Origin of the sequence: Halobacillus rhizosphaerae (assembly GCF_046719735.1) — a bacterium.
GTDB classification, from domain to species: domain Bacteria; phylum Bacillota; class Bacilli; order Bacillales; family Halobacillaceae; genus Halobacillus_B; species Halobacillus_B rhizosphaerae.
Map to the genome: position 1 here is coordinate 43,961 of NZ_JAUTWQ010000008.1, position 15,859 is coordinate 59,819.

12 protein-coding genes and 1 pseudogene are annotated in these 15,859 nt (G+C 40.7%); 5 read left to right on the forward strand and 8 right to left on the reverse strand.

The annotated features are described in order from the left end of the window. Positions 1 to 54: 54 nt before the first annotated feature. On the forward strand, positions 55 to 1,425 hold the full coding sequence (locus Q7A53_RS09905) for a sugar phosphate nucleotidyltransferase (RefSeq protein ID WP_411789002.1): 1,371 nt from the start codon (positions 55 to 57) through the stop codon (positions 1,423 to 1,425). Between the two features lie 376 nt (positions 1,426 to 1,801). On the opposite strand, the pseudogene Q7A53_RS09910 reads toward Q7A53_RS09905, so the two are convergent. The 8 genes and pseudogenes from Q7A53_RS09910 to Q7A53_RS09945 form a co-directional block, all read right to left on the reverse strand. Beyond that, a pseudogene (locus Q7A53_RS09910) lies at positions 1,802 to 2,038 on the reverse strand (ATP-binding protein); the annotation flags it as partial. Positions 2,039 to 2,059: 21 nt separating this feature from the next. Continuing rightward, on the reverse strand, positions 2,060 to 3,811 hold the full coding sequence (locus tag Q7A53_RS09915) for an ABC transporter ATP-binding protein (protein WP_411789003.1): 1,752 nt from the start codon (positions 3,809 to 3,811) through the stop codon (positions 2,060 to 2,062). 16 nt (positions 3,812 to 3,827) lie between these two features. After that, entirely contained in the window at positions 3,828 to 4,997 is a 1,170-nt protein-coding gene (locus Q7A53_RS09920; protein WP_411789004.1) for a nucleotidyltransferase domain-containing protein, read from the reverse strand. Further along, complete coding sequence (locus Q7A53_RS09925; protein WP_411789005.1) at positions 4,957 to 5,442, reverse strand: lasso peptide biosynthesis B2 protein; 486 nt, start codon at positions 5,440 to 5,442, stop codon at positions 4,957 to 4,959. The genes Q7A53_RS09920 and Q7A53_RS09925 overlap by 41 nt, the downstream gene beginning before the upstream one ends. Positions 5,443 to 5,475: 33 nt before the next feature. Continuing rightward, positions 5,476 to 5,763: a lasso peptide biosynthesis PqqD family chaperone gene (locus tag Q7A53_RS09930; protein ID WP_411789006.1), complete on the reverse strand. Its 288-nt coding sequence runs from the start codon at positions 5,761 to 5,763 to the stop codon at positions 5,476 to 5,478. Further along, positions 5,760 to 6,692, reverse strand: coding sequence for an HPr kinase/phosphorylase (locus Q7A53_RS09935; RefSeq protein ID WP_411789007.1), 933 nt, complete (start codon positions 6,690 to 6,692; stop codon positions 5,760 to 5,762). The genes Q7A53_RS09930 and Q7A53_RS09935 overlap by 4 nt, the downstream gene beginning before the upstream one ends. A gap of 114 nt (positions 6,693 to 6,806) precedes the next feature. Beyond that, on the reverse strand, positions 6,807 to 6,935 hold the full coding sequence (locus tag Q7A53_RS09940) for a paeninodin family lasso peptide (RefSeq protein ID WP_411789008.1): 129 nt from the start codon (positions 6,933 to 6,935) through the stop codon (positions 6,807 to 6,809). Next, complete coding sequence (locus tag Q7A53_RS09945) at positions 6,895 to 8,871, reverse strand: asparagine synthase-related protein (protein WP_411789009.1); 1,977 nt, start codon at positions 8,869 to 8,871, stop codon at positions 6,895 to 6,897. The genes Q7A53_RS09940 and Q7A53_RS09945 overlap by 41 nt, the downstream gene beginning before the upstream one ends. Before the next feature lie 545 nt (positions 8,872 to 9,416). Here Q7A53_RS09945 and Q7A53_RS09950 point away from each other — a divergent pair. The 4 genes from Q7A53_RS09950 to Q7A53_RS09965 all read left to right on the forward strand — a co-directional run bounded on the left by Q7A53_RS09950 (position 9,417) and on the right by Q7A53_RS09965 (position 15,810). Further along, a complete protein-coding gene (locus Q7A53_RS09950; RefSeq protein ID WP_411789010.1) occupies positions 9,417 to 10,145 on the forward strand; it encodes a MurR/RpiR family transcriptional regulator in 729 nt (242 codons plus the stop codon). A 128-nt stretch (positions 10,146 to 10,273) separates the two neighbouring features. Further along, on the forward strand, positions 10,274 to 12,220 hold the full coding sequence (gene mngA / locus Q7A53_RS09955) for a PTS 2-O-a-mannosyl-D-glycerate transporter subunit IIABC (RefSeq protein ID WP_411789011.1): 1,947 nt from the start codon (positions 10,274 to 10,276) through the stop codon (positions 12,218 to 12,220). 15 nt (positions 12,221 to 12,235) lie between these two features. Continuing rightward, positions 12,236 to 14,845, forward strand: coding sequence for a mannosylglycerate hydrolase (gene mngB / locus Q7A53_RS09960; RefSeq protein WP_411789012.1), 2,610 nt, complete (start codon positions 12,236 to 12,238; stop codon positions 14,843 to 14,845). 173 nt (positions 14,846 to 15,018) lie between these two features. Beyond that, on the forward strand, positions 15,019 to 15,810 hold the full coding sequence (locus tag Q7A53_RS09965; RefSeq protein WP_411789013.1) for a DnaD domain-containing protein: 792 nt from the start codon (positions 15,019 to 15,021) through the stop codon (positions 15,808 to 15,810). Positions 15,811 to 15,859 lie beyond the last annotated feature (49 nt).

Genomic DNA, 15,859 nt, shown 5'->3' on the forward strand with positions numbered 1-15,859 from the left:
GCATTTTAAATTTACTACGGTTTTAAATAAAGGTAAATAATTAGGAGGATAATAATGAAATTAGTACTTCTATCAGGGGGTTCGGGAAAAAGATTGTGGCCGCTGTCAAACGACGCTAGGTCGAAGCAATTTTTGAGAGTCCTTAAAGATGAAAAAGGTAAAGAAGAATCTATGGTTCAAAGAGTTTGGAGACAATTACACAAAGAAAATTTACACCAGCACTCGGTAATTGCAACTAGTCTAGCTCAAGTAGATATGATAAAAAATCAATTAGGTTATGAAGTTCCCATTGTCATAGAACCGCAACGTCGGGATACTTTTCCTGCAATTGCTTTAGCGGTAGTATATTTAATTTCTGTTCAGAATTGTGATCCCAATGAGGTAGTTTGTATGCTTCCTGTTGACCCATATGTTGAAGATGAATTTTTTAATAAAGTAAAGGAAATGGAACAAGTAATAGAGAGCTCAGATGCTGAATTGGCACTTATGGGAGTTACCCCTACTTATCCATCTGAAAAGTTCGGTTACATTATCCCAAGCCATCACCAATCAAGTGATTTTCTTGAAGTGGATTATTTTAAAGAGAAACCTCAAAAAGATCAAGCAGAAAAATTAATTAATAAAGGGGCTCTTTGGAATTGTGGTATTTTCGCTTTTAAATTAAAACATATTTTAGATTTACTAGAAAGTATGGGATTACCTACTACTTACGAAGAACTTCTATCTCAATATAGCAACATTCCAAAGACCAGTTTTGATTATGAAGTAGTGGAGAGAAACAAAAATATAGTGGTTTTACCTTACAAAGGTATATGGAAAGATCTCGGAACATGGAATACTTTAACAGACGAAATGACAAGTTCAATAACCGGAAAAGGTATTATAAGTGAAGAATCAGAAAATTCTCATATTATAAATGAACTTGATATTCCAATTACTTTGCTAGGGTTAAATAATGTGGTTGTCGCTGCTAGCCCTGATGGAATTTTAGTTACCGATAAAGAGAAAAGTGCAAAATTAAAGCAATACCTAGGTGGTTACGAAGGAAGACCTATGTATGAAGAAAGACTGTGGGGCTGGTACAGAGTTTTGGAGCATACTAAATATGAAGAGGGAAACGAAGTTTTAACAAAAAGAATAGGAATTAATTCAGGTGCTAATTTAAGCTATCAGGTTCATTTCAAAAGAAGTGAAGTATGGACCGTAATTAAAGGTGAAGGAATTTTTGTACTAAACAATAAATTCACCCATATCCGCTCAGGAGATGTAATTAATATCCCTCTCGCATCTAAGCACTCGCTAAAAGCTATTACAGAAATGGAAATAATAGAAGTACAAACTGGAAGTGAACTTATAGAAGAAGATATTCATAGGTTTACTAAAGATTGGGAAGAAATAATGGAATCTTGTGATGTACTAATATAGATACTTAAACTCATAAAATATAATTTATTCCTAATAAAAAATACAAATCAGAGTAATAATTATGTGATCTCATGAATTACAATTATCTGTACCTCTTATTCAATATTGAGATAAAGTGAATAAATAATTTAACCTTGATCTTTTTTGAAAGAACAAGGTTTTTCTTTATTTCTTAAGTTTATTGCATTAGCTTCTCTTGGAAGATAAAACATTATAATCTACCTTTAATTCAAGAGGACACGGGACTGTACAAAGGCATTTTCAATTTTGGGTTATGAATCTTTTTCTAGTTTATTTACTTCTTTTTGAAAATTTTGATTAATACGCAAAATTGTAGACGTCAAGTCGAATTTTACACTTTTTGCTCGTTTCCCTTTTACACTTCTGCTGAAAATATGCTTTTTCTGTTTTTCATCCGATGACTTTCTTCGTTCTCTCCGCCATGTAAAACCTCCACTCGATGGAGTAAACGATCTAAACTTGCTGTTGTGATCCTTTGATCGCCAATCAAATTTCCCCATTCCTTTGGACTTTTGTTTGAGGTCAGGATGATCGAACTTCGTTCGTATAAATGGTTGATCAAATGAAAAAACAGATTCGCCTTTCGCTGTTCTTTTGTTGTCTAAGAGATGACTTAAACCGTTTTTTTATCAATTGTAATTTGTTTAAACCTCCCTTGATGAACCACCTTTCCATTTTCTAATACAATCATTTGATCTGCATTTCGCATTGTTGATAAGCGATGAGCAATAACGATAATTGTTATTTTTCCTTTTAGTTGTTCGATGGCTTGTTGTATGTTCCTCTCATTATCTCTATCCAGTGCACTAGTGGCTTCATCGAGAATTAGGATGGAAGGTTTTTTTAAAATTGCCCGAGCAAGCACTAGTCTTTGTCTTTCTCCGCCTGATAACTTGATTCCTCTATCTCCGATGGATGTATCTAAACCATGAGGAAGTTTATGCACAAATTCAACGGCAGATGAGAATTCCAGAGCTTCCCAAAGTTGCTCATCACTCGCTTCCGGCATAGTTAGGTTCAAATTCTCTCGGATACTTGTATTAAATAAAAAGGGGTCCTGAGGAACGTAACTAATTTCCTGTCTCAAGGATTGGATTTTTGGTTCCATTAGTGGAGAACCATCAACTAAGATGTTCCCCTTTTCCGGTTTATTAAGCCCCATTAACAGATCTATCAGCGTGCTTTTTCCCGCACCCGAACGACCTGCAAAAGCAGTCATCTGATTTGAGGGAATAGTGATGGAGATATTTTGTAGCGCAAAATCTTTTTGATTCTCATAGCGAAAATATATGTTGTGACATGTAATTGAACGACTGATTTCCATTTGTTCTTTCTTATCTTCGATAGAGTTAAATTCTTGAGCATTTTTACACTCTTTTTGTAATTCAAGGACGGCTTTTAAAGACGGTAGGTTTGTGGCAATTTGTTCCAAAGAAGATTGGATGTTCGTTACCCTTGGCCACAGCCTTGAGAAGACTACTATGACGATCATTAATTGTCCCGCTTGCGCTAGGAATAAATGGAAAGTCAATAATATAAAACCTGCTATTAAAATGGCGGAAGCAACCTTATAGTAGAGCTGAGAAGTGGCTTTCAATCTTGTGTATTCTACTTGTTCTTCTTCAATTCCATTCGTTACTTGTGTAAACCAGTTCATTCTGGAATGCTCAAGTGTATTGCTTTTCAAATCTTTCATTCCATTCATATCATCTGTAACGCCTGCTAAATACTGCCTTTGCAGTTCGTAGTTGCGGTTACCCAGGCTTAGTGATCGTTTAAGAAACTTACGGTTTAAAAAAATCAGCAATCCTCCGCTAGTTAATACAAATAAAGTTATACTAGGGGAGAGGATAAATGCTAAACCTATTTGTATGATTGTAAAAAGCAGAGAGGCGGCGAATTGAAGAAAAGCTTTTGTTCCACCGGCAGCTTTAGCAATTTCAGTAGTTAGAATATTTATAATGTCAGTTTTTCTTTTTCTTAAATAGAATTCCCAATTGGAATTAAGTAAAGAACTATAGGTGTCCATCCGAAGATGTTTTAAAAATTTTTGGTGAATCCTGACGTTCCGCACCTTAACTTGGCGGTTTAATAAGCTTTGCCCTGTAACGATTAGAACATACATGCTAAGGATCAATGGCAGACCAAATGCACTAGGAATGCGGTCGAAGAAATCAAATAATTGAGAAAAAGAAAGGTTACTGGAACCTAAGTTCATGAGACCGCTCTTATTTATCATAGGGACAAGCAGTAAAACACCTACACCCTCTAGCAATCCAATCGCTGTCATCGCGATGAGGTTGATGTAGAGAATTTTCCCTGAAAAGTCGTGCATTTGCTTGAGAAAATACTTCATATAATGCATCTATTCAACATCCTCCTTAACTCACATTTCTTACTTTTCGAAAACTCCAGAGGAATGGTCTTAATGGAAAATATAAAAAGGAGAGTTTCCTCGGTAATGGCAATGTTTCAACATCAATAGGAGCAGGGTAGAAACGACTAAAAAATATGACAATATTTTGAATAGGATTTTTTAAAAGATGTAAGTACTTTTTATGATAACTTGCTATCTCTTTTGGCAACGGATTCCTATGTAAATGAATGATAGATTCTATAAAGAAAATAGATTTATTTGCCAATTTGTATCCTTTATTTGTAAATATGGTTTCAGAAGTTTTTGAATTTAATAATTCAGTATACAAAATCATTGACTGAGAGATTAGATGTTTCGCTTTGTACCTTTGTAAGAAAGGTAACAATTGCTCCTTTGAAATGCGCTCATCTTTGAGTCTTTGAATATCCAAGAGCCAGCGTAAGCGGAACCATCCGTGCCGGGAGCCGTGTTTGATTAAAAACATAAATAAGTCTTCTTTGCCTAACATAAACAATAGATGTGGACTAAAGGAACAGAATTGTTTTCGTTTCCATAATTCTTCAAAATTTGGGTCCTCGCTAGGCGGCGGATTTAGTCTCCAGTGAATCTCTACGATCATCTTTTTCTCTTGATGAAAATACTTCACGTGATGTTCTCTTAACCTTCTGCTATTTAATACTGTTGGAAGGGGATTATCATTTTCATAACCTGCTTCCAACAATAATTTCTCTGCTTTATCAAAATCCTCAGGAGGAACAAGGATGTCTAAATCATGAGATGTCCTTAAAGATAAATCACCATAAAGCTCATGTCCGAGATGAGGCCCTTTTAGGAATAACAAACGAATATTTTCTTTATTAAATAGTTGACTGACTTGTTCCATTTCTCCACAAAGCTTAAGCATTTGGAAGGTATTTCTTTTGTATTCGTAGGCTAAACGATTTCTAACTGAGGAAGGAACAAGCTGATTATCTATCATTTGCGCTTTTCCATGTAATACAGGGTAAAGTCGGTGATGAAGTGCTAGTTCAATGAACTGCTGCCAATCGATTTCCTGAAACCATTCGGGATCGATTCTTTCAATTTCCTCTTTTGATTCCGCTTTTATCAATTCTAAAATCAACTTCAGCTCTTTAGGAACGTTCTCCAGATTTAATCGCATTTCCTTTTGCATGTTGCATTCCTCCCGTTGTTTTCGCGAATTTCCCTACGACCGTAAACCGCTCCATTCCTTCTTTTCCAGTTACATAATAAGTCCCGCTCCTGACCCAAGCATGAGCAATCATGGTACCGTCTTCATCTTTAGCGGTTCCTAAGTACAGCGTGCAGTCAACCTTCCGTTTCTTTAGCATCTTCATCGCAGCGATCGCTTTAACTAGACATTGGCTTTCCCACCATGTGTAACGGCTTATCAGATTGATCGATTTGGAAATGGCTTTTAAGGTGTCAGTATTGCCAGGTTCCCTAGAGGTTTCTTGCATTGGCGTACCTAAAGAGGACGACAGCTTCGCAAATGGAATTCTCTTTAGGATCCGTGCCCAGGCTAAATACAAATAGGATTCCATCAGCAGAAGTTTTGAGCTTCGGTCTAGGGAAATAAAATTCACAACTTTCTTCATACGATTCCTTCTTCCGCTTTACTTTAGAATCATTTATCCATCGATCACGATTAAGTGCTCTTTGTGCAATTGCTCAAGAAATGCGTGGACTTCTTTTTCGCATGTAGGACGATCGATGTCATAGGAATCGACCAATGTGTTGATCAGGTTCTCTGGGGGGGTCGGCTCGGCAAGCAAATCCCAAATCTCTCCGCCTAATTCTCCGAGGTTAAAATACTTACCATCTTCAATACTGAGCATCACGCGCTCTCCGCCCATATCGCTCACAATCATGCCTTCTTTTTGACGGACGGTCTGGTCTGCTAATAAGTTCTCACTCATAAGATAACTTCCTCCTTGTAAATAGTAGATAATATCATTTCTCTTAAAGGATCAGCAGTAAAGCTATTTTCCGGCCGGTTAAGATGAAGTAAATCAATGTGACTTAAGAGTTTTGCTGACAATTGGAAGTGCCAATCCGTAATTCCTAAACGCTCAATCATGAAATTACGATAGGTGTGCTGGTAGAGTTTACTTAAGCGCTTAAGGATAGGGACAGGCTCCATTTGGATCTGAGTTGAATTATTTTTCGTTAACTCGATTACACCAGCTAAAGGTACAATTTGATCATGAAAGTGTTCTTTTACAGGAACAGTAAACTTTTCTTCTCGTCCGAAGATAGGTTTGTATTCTTTAGAGTTCATTCCAAATTCATTTAAGCTCTGCTGCCACAGCTTTTGTTGAGGGTAGGCAGGAGTGACCATGGGAACTCCTTCATCTGAAAAGGTCACGGGTATGACGTCATCACTCAATAGCTTATGGCCGTCCTTGATAAAAGCTGAAGCAAGCGTTGATTTCCCCGCCCCTGATTCTCCGACGATGGCATACGCTTTTCCATCAATAAGGAGGGCACTACCGTGAAGAGGCAGCACTTTCTTTTGAAACAAGAGGGCCCCCATACATGTCCCGAGAATATAAAGACGCAGCCGCTCTTCGGTTACATCAGAGAGCGGGTGGTACCGGATACTTTCTCCCTTTTCTACAAAATAAATGGCGACCTCAGGAATTCTAAATAAGCAAAAATCTTCTCTGATGATAAACGAACGATTTGCCCGGGCTTCCTTTTTCCAGAGGTCTGTTAAGTTCGCTTTCTCTATGGAAAGGTCGGGTTTATTAGAATGGTCCTGATGGATTAATTCAGGTAGAAAGAGGTCACTTGCTATAGATAATCCAAAACCTATATAAGAGTTGTTCTTTTGCCGGTGGACCATTATTCTAACCCCCCTATTTTAATAGAAACTAATCGTTCAATATAAAGAACAAAATGCTAAAGAAAAATATGTACTAGACCCAAGAGTAATGACCTCTTGAGCCTAGGTATGGTATCAGCTATCGTGGTGAACATTTTCATCAGGATCGTTTTGAAAGTCATCTTCAATTGCAAGACCAGGACCAGCCATGGTTTCATTTATATCAAGCACTTCCAAATTGGGAGATTTCCATTCTTTCTTCATTCCAACACCCCCTTTCAAGTGAAGTTCTATTTAAGAACCTCTTTAGTATTAGCGTCCGGATCAAAAGCTTAAATTCAAGAACAAAGATCCATTCATTTTGTGGTTGCTTCTTAAAGTCTAGTAGGATGTGCTGCAATCGATCAATATCGATAAATTCAGATAGAAAGGAAGAGTGGTTAATACTTTCTAGTTCCTCTATCATATTTTTCCATTGGTCCTGCATGCGTGGAATGACATCTGCCCCCTGAACACCCCTTGTGTTTTGGTTCAAGCGGATCTCTTCCGGCAGATATCCTTTCGTAGCTCTACGGACCAAGGACCGGTCATACCCTTGTTGCACAAACTGGTGATCCGGCAGAGACATACAGAATTTTGCCACTCTGAGATCGTTGGTAGGATCCCGGTTCCATAAGGCGTATTTTAAAGATAAATTGGTTGCGTTGATTCCGTTCAAATTCCAGAAGAACAGCTGGTCAAACTGCTTTCTTCGGGCATCGTTTGCATCGGGGTGTTTGGCCTGTTTTACGTCGACGCCGTTTTCTTTAAGTTTGGTAAATACATGAGTGCTTGCTGCAAAGTCAGGATTGATAATCTGAGGAAATTCATAATAGTCCTCTTTCATAGATGGAAACGCTCGTTTTTTAATTTTAGATAAGAGGCGAGATCGTCCCACTTCGATATTCTTACTGTATTGATTCAATTCTTTAGCAAAGGTGATCCATCTGCCCTTTTTAAACAATTTCGTATAGTAGTCCAGGGCGGAGCCGAAGGAAATCGTATAGTTGCCTCGTGCTCCACTTAATAAGACGCCGCAACCTTGCTCCTGGGCTTTTTCATAAATCCCTTTGATCCAGAAAGAGTTGCCGAATGATTTATATGGCATTTCTCGAATGCTTAACCAGTCATCAATTTCATTTAATGGGGAGCGGCCGCTGAAATCATCATAATGGTCATTAATATTACCAACATAGTCTACTGTAGACTTGATCCACTGGCTCTCATCCGCACGTCTGCTCTTTGGTGTCCAATCCTCAAACCCCTGTAGTGGTATATAACTGAATGTGGACAGCGATTTACCCTTTTCTCTAAGTGTCCTTGCTGCATAGCTGCAAACTGAGCCGGAATCAAGGCCACCGCTTAGCTGTGCCCCGACGTTTTTATATGTACGTACTCTAGCATTGACCGCCTTCTGATAGACTTCTTGAAATGCTTCTACATATTCTTCATTAGAAGATAGCTTCAATTTCTCTGTCTTGGTTACGTCGCAGTATTGCTGAAAGCTAACTTTTCCTTCCTTCACACAGATCGTATGGGAGGGTGGGATTTGGTGAATACCCTTATACACTGTACTGAAATTGTCCGTGGAATCGTGCATTCCCGGAATGGCTAAGTATTCAGCAATCCAATTCTTATTGATAGATTGGCTGATGTATGGCAGCGAAAGTAAGGGCTGGATGGTGGTGCTGAATGAAAATGAACGGTCATTTTTATGAAAGTATAACGTCCGGGTTCCGGAGAAATCCCTCGCACCAAACAGTTTATTTGATCGCGCGTCCCATATCATAAAAGCGAAATCCCCAATAAGATGATCTACACACTCTTCTCTCCATTTCTGATACGCCTGTAAGATCAGCTGACTATCTGGAAGGTCATGATGGATTTTCTTTATTTGTAAGGCATCGAATAATTCTTCGCGGTTGTCAATGATGGCATCTGTGGTAATGCCTAACTCGCTTTCAGAATCATAGAATGGTAGTTTCTCTCCTATCGATTCTGGAGTGATCCATTGGGCATGACAGCCTAGGAAAACGTGTCTATTCATCCACACTTTAACATCATCTGCTGGAAACTTTTGAAGCGAATGCATCATCCTATTGCCGTATTCCTTTTGAAGAGGTTCATTCTTAAAGTTTACGATTCCAGCAATGGCGCTCATGAATATCCTCCTACAATAGTTTCATTAAAGTGTTTATTAAAATTCAAGATTCAGCATTTAATGGGAATAACTTACATAGTTCTATATAAAGAACATACTATAATTTTATAGAGAACACAAGCGGTTAGCGGAATTTTCAGTGAATTCATTAAAAAATACACCCATGGAAATTGCCCTATGGGTGTATTTATATTCGCAGTAGATTATGTTTCTCTTTATCTATGACATTAGAACTGTATGATCAAAAAAATCATTCTTCGCTACAATCTCTTTAAGAGTCCCTTCATCCTTCAAAGGAAGATCTTCTAATGATCGTTGGAAGGCGTCAGCATACCAGTAATCACATTTATGTAAATTCGATGTTTTTTTGTTAACCGGCTGAATAAATTTATGAACCGTGGAAATTGCTCATTCATTGCAGGTGAGGATCTGAAAAGATTCAAATACGTTTAGATAGATAAATCGTCTTCCAAGCAGACTTCCTGGTATCCCAGGCTATGATACAATAAGATTACTTCAAGTCAGATAGACAGAGGTGGTGGAAGATGGACCTTAAGGACCGCGCTCACAAATACGAATATAAGCTCAATGATACAGACGACCAAATTATCAATTACATACTAGCCAACAAATCAGAAGTCATTGAGATCTCTATACAATCTCTAGCGAAAGAGTTGTACACGGTGCCGAACACGATCACCCGGCTGACGAAGAAGCTGGGGTATGACGGTTTTTCTCATTTAAAGAACAGCTTGAAAGATGAAATAAAGAGTGAGGAAGTCGGGCAGGAGAGCACGATTCAATACAATATCCGGCGAACGGTAGAGCTCATGGACGAGGAGCGCCTCTCTTCCATTGTGAAAGTACTCCGTCAGGCGGAAAGAGTATTTGTTTATGGTGTAGGAGATACGATGCCTTTCTGTGAATTGTTCGCTACCCACTTAAAGATCGGCGGGAAAACGGCCGAGTTTTTCTTGCACCGCCATGATGCCGTCTATGCGATGAATCATGCGACGTCCAAAGATGTTCTTTTCCTATTAAGTATGTCAGGAGAGACGGAACAGATTCTGGAGATGGTTAAGCTTGCGAAGGATCGGAAGGTTACTATAGTTTCGCTTACGCATTTCTCTCGGAATACGCTGCAGGAACAGAGTAATCTGAGTTATTTCTTCTATTCACCACGGCGAATGCTGGAGAATTACAATATCTCGGATAAGACACCAGTGATGCTTGCACTACAGAAATTATCGGAACGATTATGGGAAACCAGCTGATGTGTATAAATACACATGACAGCGGTTTCTTTTTGTTTGTTCGTGTACTTTTTCAAGAAATAGAAAGCGCTTACGATTCTTGTGATACTCTCATATAAAGCTTACACATCAATGGGGGAGGCCATGAAATGAGATTACAAAGTTTAACCTCACCAGAGTTAATTAGTACGAATCAGTCGTTCACTTCCAAAGAAGAGGCGATTCGTTACCTGGTGGATCAGTTGTATGAGGCAGGTAAAATTCATTCCAAAGACGAGTTTTATGAGTCGGTACTGCACCGTGAATCTTTATCGCCGACTGGAATGGAAGGCGGACTTGCTATACCTCACGGGAAATCGAAAGCCGTGAAGGAAGCAAGTTTCGCCGTGGCGACCGTACAAAAGCCCATTTTGGACTGGGAAAGCATTGATGAGAACAATCAAGTAGAACTGATTATGTTGCTAGCGATACCGGAAGAAGAAGCGGGTTCTACACATTTAACGCTGCTTTCTGAACTGATGACTAGAATGGCTGATCCTGCTTTTAAGGAACGCTTGATGCAGGCAAAGACGAGTAATGGATTTTACCAAGCACTCGATCAGCAACAGGTAAAGGAAGAAGATATTGAAACAAACGGAAAAACGATTCTTGCGATAACAGCTTGTCCTGCAGGAATTGCCCACACTTACATGGCAGCGGAAGCACTGGTCCGTGCAGGGAAAGAATTCGGTGTGAAAGTAGCTGTTGAAAAGCAGGGAGCGAATGGGATAGAAGACCGTCATAAGAAAAAAGCGATTGCTCAAGCGGACGCGGTTATTTTTGCCGCGGATGTAGCGGTCAAGGAACCGGGGCGTTTTGCCGGGCTGCCAAAAGTCACTACTACTGTAGCGGCCCCGTTAAAAAATGCTCGAGCACTGATCGAAGAAGCGCTGGAAAAAGCTAAGCGTGCTCCTAGGCAGGAAACGGAAGTAGAAGACATAGAAGACGATGACGGAGAAGAAAAATCATTTAAAGCAGAAATTAAGGATTCCATTATGACGGGAATCTCGTACATTATTCCGGTGATTGTGGCCGGCGGAATGACGCTTGCTTTTGCCGTATTGGTGGCTCAGGCATTCGGACTTCAGGACGTTTACGCTGAGGAAGGGTCCTGGTTATGGCTGCTGCGTCAGTTAGGCGGTTCTATGCTTGGAACATTGATGGTTCCGATTCTATCTGCGTACATGGCGTACTCTATTTCTGATAAGCCTGCCTTAGGACCCGGGTTTGCTGCGGGTATTGCGGCGAACTTGATCGGCAGTGGCTTTTTAGGCGGGATGCTCGGTGGTTTCTTAGCTGGTTATATTATTAAGTTCTTAAAGAAAAATGTGCAAACATCAGGCACTTTTTCTGGCTTCGTAAGTTTTTGGCTGTATCCAGTCGTAGGTACGTTATCTGTTGGTGCGATCATGCTGTTTGTGATTGGCGAGCCTCTTGCTGCGCTGAACAACGGATTGATTCACTGGCTGGAAGGGCTATCCGGCGGCAATGCCATTATATTAGGCGTGATCCTCGGAGCGATGGTTTCCTTTGATTTAGGGGGACCAGTCAATAAAGCGGCGTACACGTTCTGTATTGGAGCGATGGCCAGCGGCAACATTATGCCGTACGCAGCTTTTGCTTCAGTGAAAATGGTTTCCGCATTTGCTGTAACAGGAGCGACGATTATTGGGAAACAGTACTTTACCAAACCTGAACAAGAAGTTGGAAAACAAACGTGGCTATTAGGATTAGCTGGAATCACGGAAGGGGCGATTCCTTTTATGATCAATGATCCGTTACGGGTGATTCCGTCGTTAATTGCTGGATCAGCGGTAACCGGTGGAATCGTAGCGTTTTTCGGAGTCGGCCTTAATGTGCCTGGAGCGGGAATTTTCTCTCTTGCCTTACTTGAAGGACAGCCTTTGATGAAGGCAGCGACGATCTGGTTAGGTTCTGCCCTGCTTGGTGCGCTGATCTCCATGGTATTGCTCATTCTTACTCGTAAAAATAAATTAAAAAAACAATCAAAGACAAAAGAAGAAGATGAACCCGTACGAATGACTACAACGGCGTAAAGGGAAGGGATCGTTATGAAGCAAGTTCATATAGTACCACACATGCACTGGGATCGTGAATGGTACTTTTCAACAGAAGAATCGCGCATTTTACTTGTTAACAATATGGAGGAAATTCTGGATCGGTTAGAGACTGATCCGGATTATCCTTATTATGTGTTGGACGGGCAAACCTCGATACTAGAGGATTATTTTGCCGTCAAACCTGAAGCTAAGGATCGGGTCTGGAACCTCGTACAAGCAGGGAAATTGATCATTGGTCCCTGGTACACGCAAACCGATGAAATGATTGTTGGCGGGGAGTCGATCGTTCGTAATTTATTGTATGGCATGAAAGACAGCAACGAATTTGGCAGCCCTATGATGATCGGCTATCTGCCAGATTCCTTTGGACAGTCCGCTCAAATGCCGCACATTTTTAATGGCTTTGACATTAAATACACAATGTTCTGGAGAGGTACTTCAGAACGTCACGGTACAGATAAAACAGAATTCTATTGGGAATCGAAGGACGGTTCCCGAGTGCTTGTGCAGCTGCTGCCACTGGGCTATGCAATTGGTAAATATCTGCCACAGGAAGAGGACGCTTTAAAGAACCGGATGGAAAAATATTTCCCTGTTCTCGACCGCGGTGCCACGACCGATCATCTCGTGTTGCCGAATGGGCATGACCAAATGCCGATTCAGAAAGACATTTATGAAGTCATGGAACAGCTGAAAAAATCATACCCGGATCGCGAATTCTTTTTAAGTAAGTATGAGCATGTGTTTGCTGAAATTGAAAAACAAAATGACCTTGCTGCTCTTGAAGGAGAATTTCTCGACGGCAAATACATGCGGGTTCACCGTAGTATTTATTCAACCAGGATGGACATTAAAGCAGCGAACACCCGTATAGAGAATAAAATCACGAACATCTTAGAACCGATCGCCTCGATGGCTTATGACCTTGGATTTGAGTACCATCACGGGCTGATCGAACTGATCTGGAAAGAAATCATGAAGAACCATGCCCATGACAGCATCGGGTGTTGCTGCTCGGATAAAGTCCACCAAGAAATCGCGAATCGATTATTTCTGGCGGAAGAAAAGACTGACCAGCTGATCGACTTTTACAAACGAAAAATCGTTGATGCGATGGACTCCGACAATAATCTGGACCGATTCACTTTGTTCAATTTGCTTCCGTACAGTCGCGAAGAAGTAGTCACAACGGAATTAATTACTAAGCATCAAGGCTTTGATTTAGTAGATATTGACGGGAGTCAACTTGAATATGAGGTACTGGCTGTGGAAGAGCATGATCCAGGTCTCATTGACCGTCAGATCGTTCATTACGGAAATTACGATCCATTTTTGAAATACAAGATTCAGCTTAAAGCTTCCCTTCCACCAATGGGGTATTCTACCTGGTTTGTTCAGGAATCGCAGGCTGAAGCTGGATACTCTTTAGAAAACAAGCAGCAAGTAGAGACGGATCACTTTATAGTGAAAACGAATGGAAATGGTACGCTTTCTATTTTTGATAGGCAAACGGAGAAAACGTTTGATCAAGTTCTCCTACTCGAAAATGGTGGTGATGATGGGGATGAATATGATTATTCTCCCCTAGAGAATGAAGACTTGATTTATTCGAATCAGGTGGCAGCTGAGGTTGCCATGACCCAGAACCAGTATGAAGCGGTGATTGATATTTCTTATGATCTTCCAGTGCCAAAGGATATTGAAGAAAGAATTAATGGTGAACATTCGAGTAAGGTGGGGGTTCATTTCGCGGTGACGATCCAAAATCATAAACCAGTGATTAAGGTCACAAGTGAATTGAACAACGAAGCAAAGGATCATCGTCTACGTACTTTAATCCCAACTGGAATTCAGTCTGCCTTTTCTGTGGCTGACACTCAGTTCGGGCATATCCAGCGTGATGTTTATGATTCGGCAATGGATGTGTGGGAAGAAGAGGAATGGAGCGAGCGGCCGGATTCGGTTTATCCGTTCCTTCATTATGTTGATGTCTCGAATGAAGAGTACGGCATGAGTCTGCTTACTAACAGCAGCCGGGAATACGAAATCGTGGATGACTCCATCGCGCTGACCCTGTTCCGAAGCATCGGGCACCTTGGGAAAGCCGACTTAATCCGACGTCCCGGCAGACCGTCCGGCATCAAACTGCCTACTCCTGACTCGCAGATGATCGGACAGATTAAACTGGATTTTGGCTTGTACCCACATGAAGGAAATGCATTTACAGCCAAAACTGCCCGGATAGCAAAGGAATATCTGACACCTGTGGAAACGTACAATAAAATCCCGCACCACGCTATGAAGCTGAACAAAGATCATATCCAGACTCCACTGAATTATCAGCTGATGGAAGAGGGAAATGATGAGGTCGTGCTGAGTACGTTGAAGAAAGCAGAGGACACAGACGCTTTGCTGCTACGCTCGTTTAATCCTTATGAAGAAGAAAAGATTGCTTCTTATCGTTTTACGGGAGAAGTTAAAGAGATTCATGAAACGAACATGAATGAAGTAAAGAAAGAGAAGATTTCTGAAGCAGAGAAATCTTTTGCAGTTCCTATGAAAGTAAACCAATCAAAATCCTTTCTGATAGTGGGACGTTAGGGACAGGAACCTTTGTCCCTTCGAGTGTGGAAGTAGTGAAGAGATTGGGCCAGTTCCGTTTGGGGACTGGTTCTTTTTTTTGAGGAAGAAATTTTTTATAAAAGAGCGACACTTATTCCTCCTTTCATTTCGATTGTGATAGAGAAGAAGTCTATTTAATAGGAGGAAGTCGAATGAATTATATTAAAGAATGCAATATGTTTTTTGACCAGCTCGAATTGAACCAGCTATCCAGCTCATCAGTAAGTCTGTGGTTCATCCTGCTGCAGTACCACAACAAGTCGGGGTGGAAGGACGAATTTTCTGTTCCTGCGTCTGCGTTAAAGTTAAAGGCAGGGTTATCTGAGGGTTCATTCCAACGGGCACGTAAAGAGCTTATGGAAAAAGGATTACTTACATATAAGTCGATGGGTAGAAATCTTGCTGCCGTGTATCAAATGATCTCCAGAGAAGCGCAATTTAGTCAAAGCATGGAAGAACAGAAAACCAGGGAGGTGGACGAAGGAGCGAACCTCAAAGCTGAACCGGTGAGCCAGCAAACAGTGAATATGGAGGAGCAGGCGGAGGAGGTCTCGGTGGAGCAAGTGATGGAGCAGCTGGAGGGTAAGGTGGAGCCTTTATTTAAACAAAAAGAAAGTAAAAAAGAAAAAACAAAACCTCTACATGATTTGGATGCCTGCAGATTTTATGAGACCAACTTCGGGGATCTGACTCCTTTTGTGGGGGATAAAATTATGGGGTGGTGCAGCGAGCTGTCAGAGGAATTAGTAATTGAGGCGATGAAGATCGCACTCCAGCAGAATAAACGCTTCTTTCAATATTGCGAAGGGATCTTAAAACGGTGGCAGGGGCTGGGGATCAAGGGGATTGAAGATACGGAGCTCAATGTACGGCCTAATCTTCCGAAACCGAAAGAAGACGTGTTCGATGTGTTTGAGGAAATTAGAATGGAGCGGGGGTTATGACGTTTAGGAAGCGGCTGAAGTGTCGGATGAAGGGTGATAAGGTATCTAT

Bases quoted from the DNA above. Each gene is read 5' to 3' on its own strand.
- Q7A53_RS09965 (WP_411789013.1), top strand. From the start codon at position 15,019: ATGAATTATATTAAAGAATGCAATATGTTTTTTGACCAGCTCGAATTG.
- Q7A53_RS09950 (WP_411789010.1), top strand. From the start codon at position 9,417: ATGGACCTTAAGGACCGCGCTCACAAATACGAATATAAGCTCAATGAT.
- Q7A53_RS09945 (WP_411789009.1), bottom strand. From the start codon at position 8,871: ATGAGCGCCATTGCTGGAATCGTAAACTTTAAGAATGAACCTCTTCAA.
- Q7A53_RS09925 (WP_411789005.1), bottom strand. From the start codon at position 5,442: ATGAAGAAAGTTGTGAATTTTATTTCCCTAGACCGAAGCTCAAAACTT.
- mngB (WP_411789012.1), top strand. From the start codon at position 12,236: ATGAAGCAAGTTCATATAGTACCACACATGCACTGGGATCGTGAATGG.
- mngA (WP_411789011.1), top strand. From the start codon at position 10,274: ATGAGATTACAAAGTTTAACCTCACCAGAGTTAATTAGTACGAATCAG.
- Q7A53_RS09905 (WP_411789002.1), top strand. From the start codon at position 55: ATGAAATTAGTACTTCTATCAGGGGGTTCGGGAAAAAGATTGTGGCCG.
- Q7A53_RS09940 (WP_411789008.1), bottom strand. From the start codon at position 6,935: ATGAAGAAAGAATGGAAATCTCCCAATTTGGAAGTGCTTGATATAAAT.
- Q7A53_RS09915 (WP_411789003.1), bottom strand. From the start codon at position 3,811: ATGCATTATATGAAGTATTTTCTCAAGCAAATGCACGACTTTTCAGGG.
- Q7A53_RS09935 (WP_411789007.1), bottom strand. From the start codon at position 6,692: ATGGTCCACCGGCAAAAGAACAACTCTTATATAGGTTTTGGATTATCT.
- Q7A53_RS09930 (WP_411789006.1), bottom strand. From the start codon at position 5,763: ATGAGTGAGAACTTATTAGCAGACCAGACCGTCCGTCAAAAAGAAGGC.
- Q7A53_RS09920 (WP_411789004.1), bottom strand. From the start codon at position 4,997: ATGCAAAAGGAAATGCGATTAAATCTGGAGAACGTTCCTAAAGAGCTG.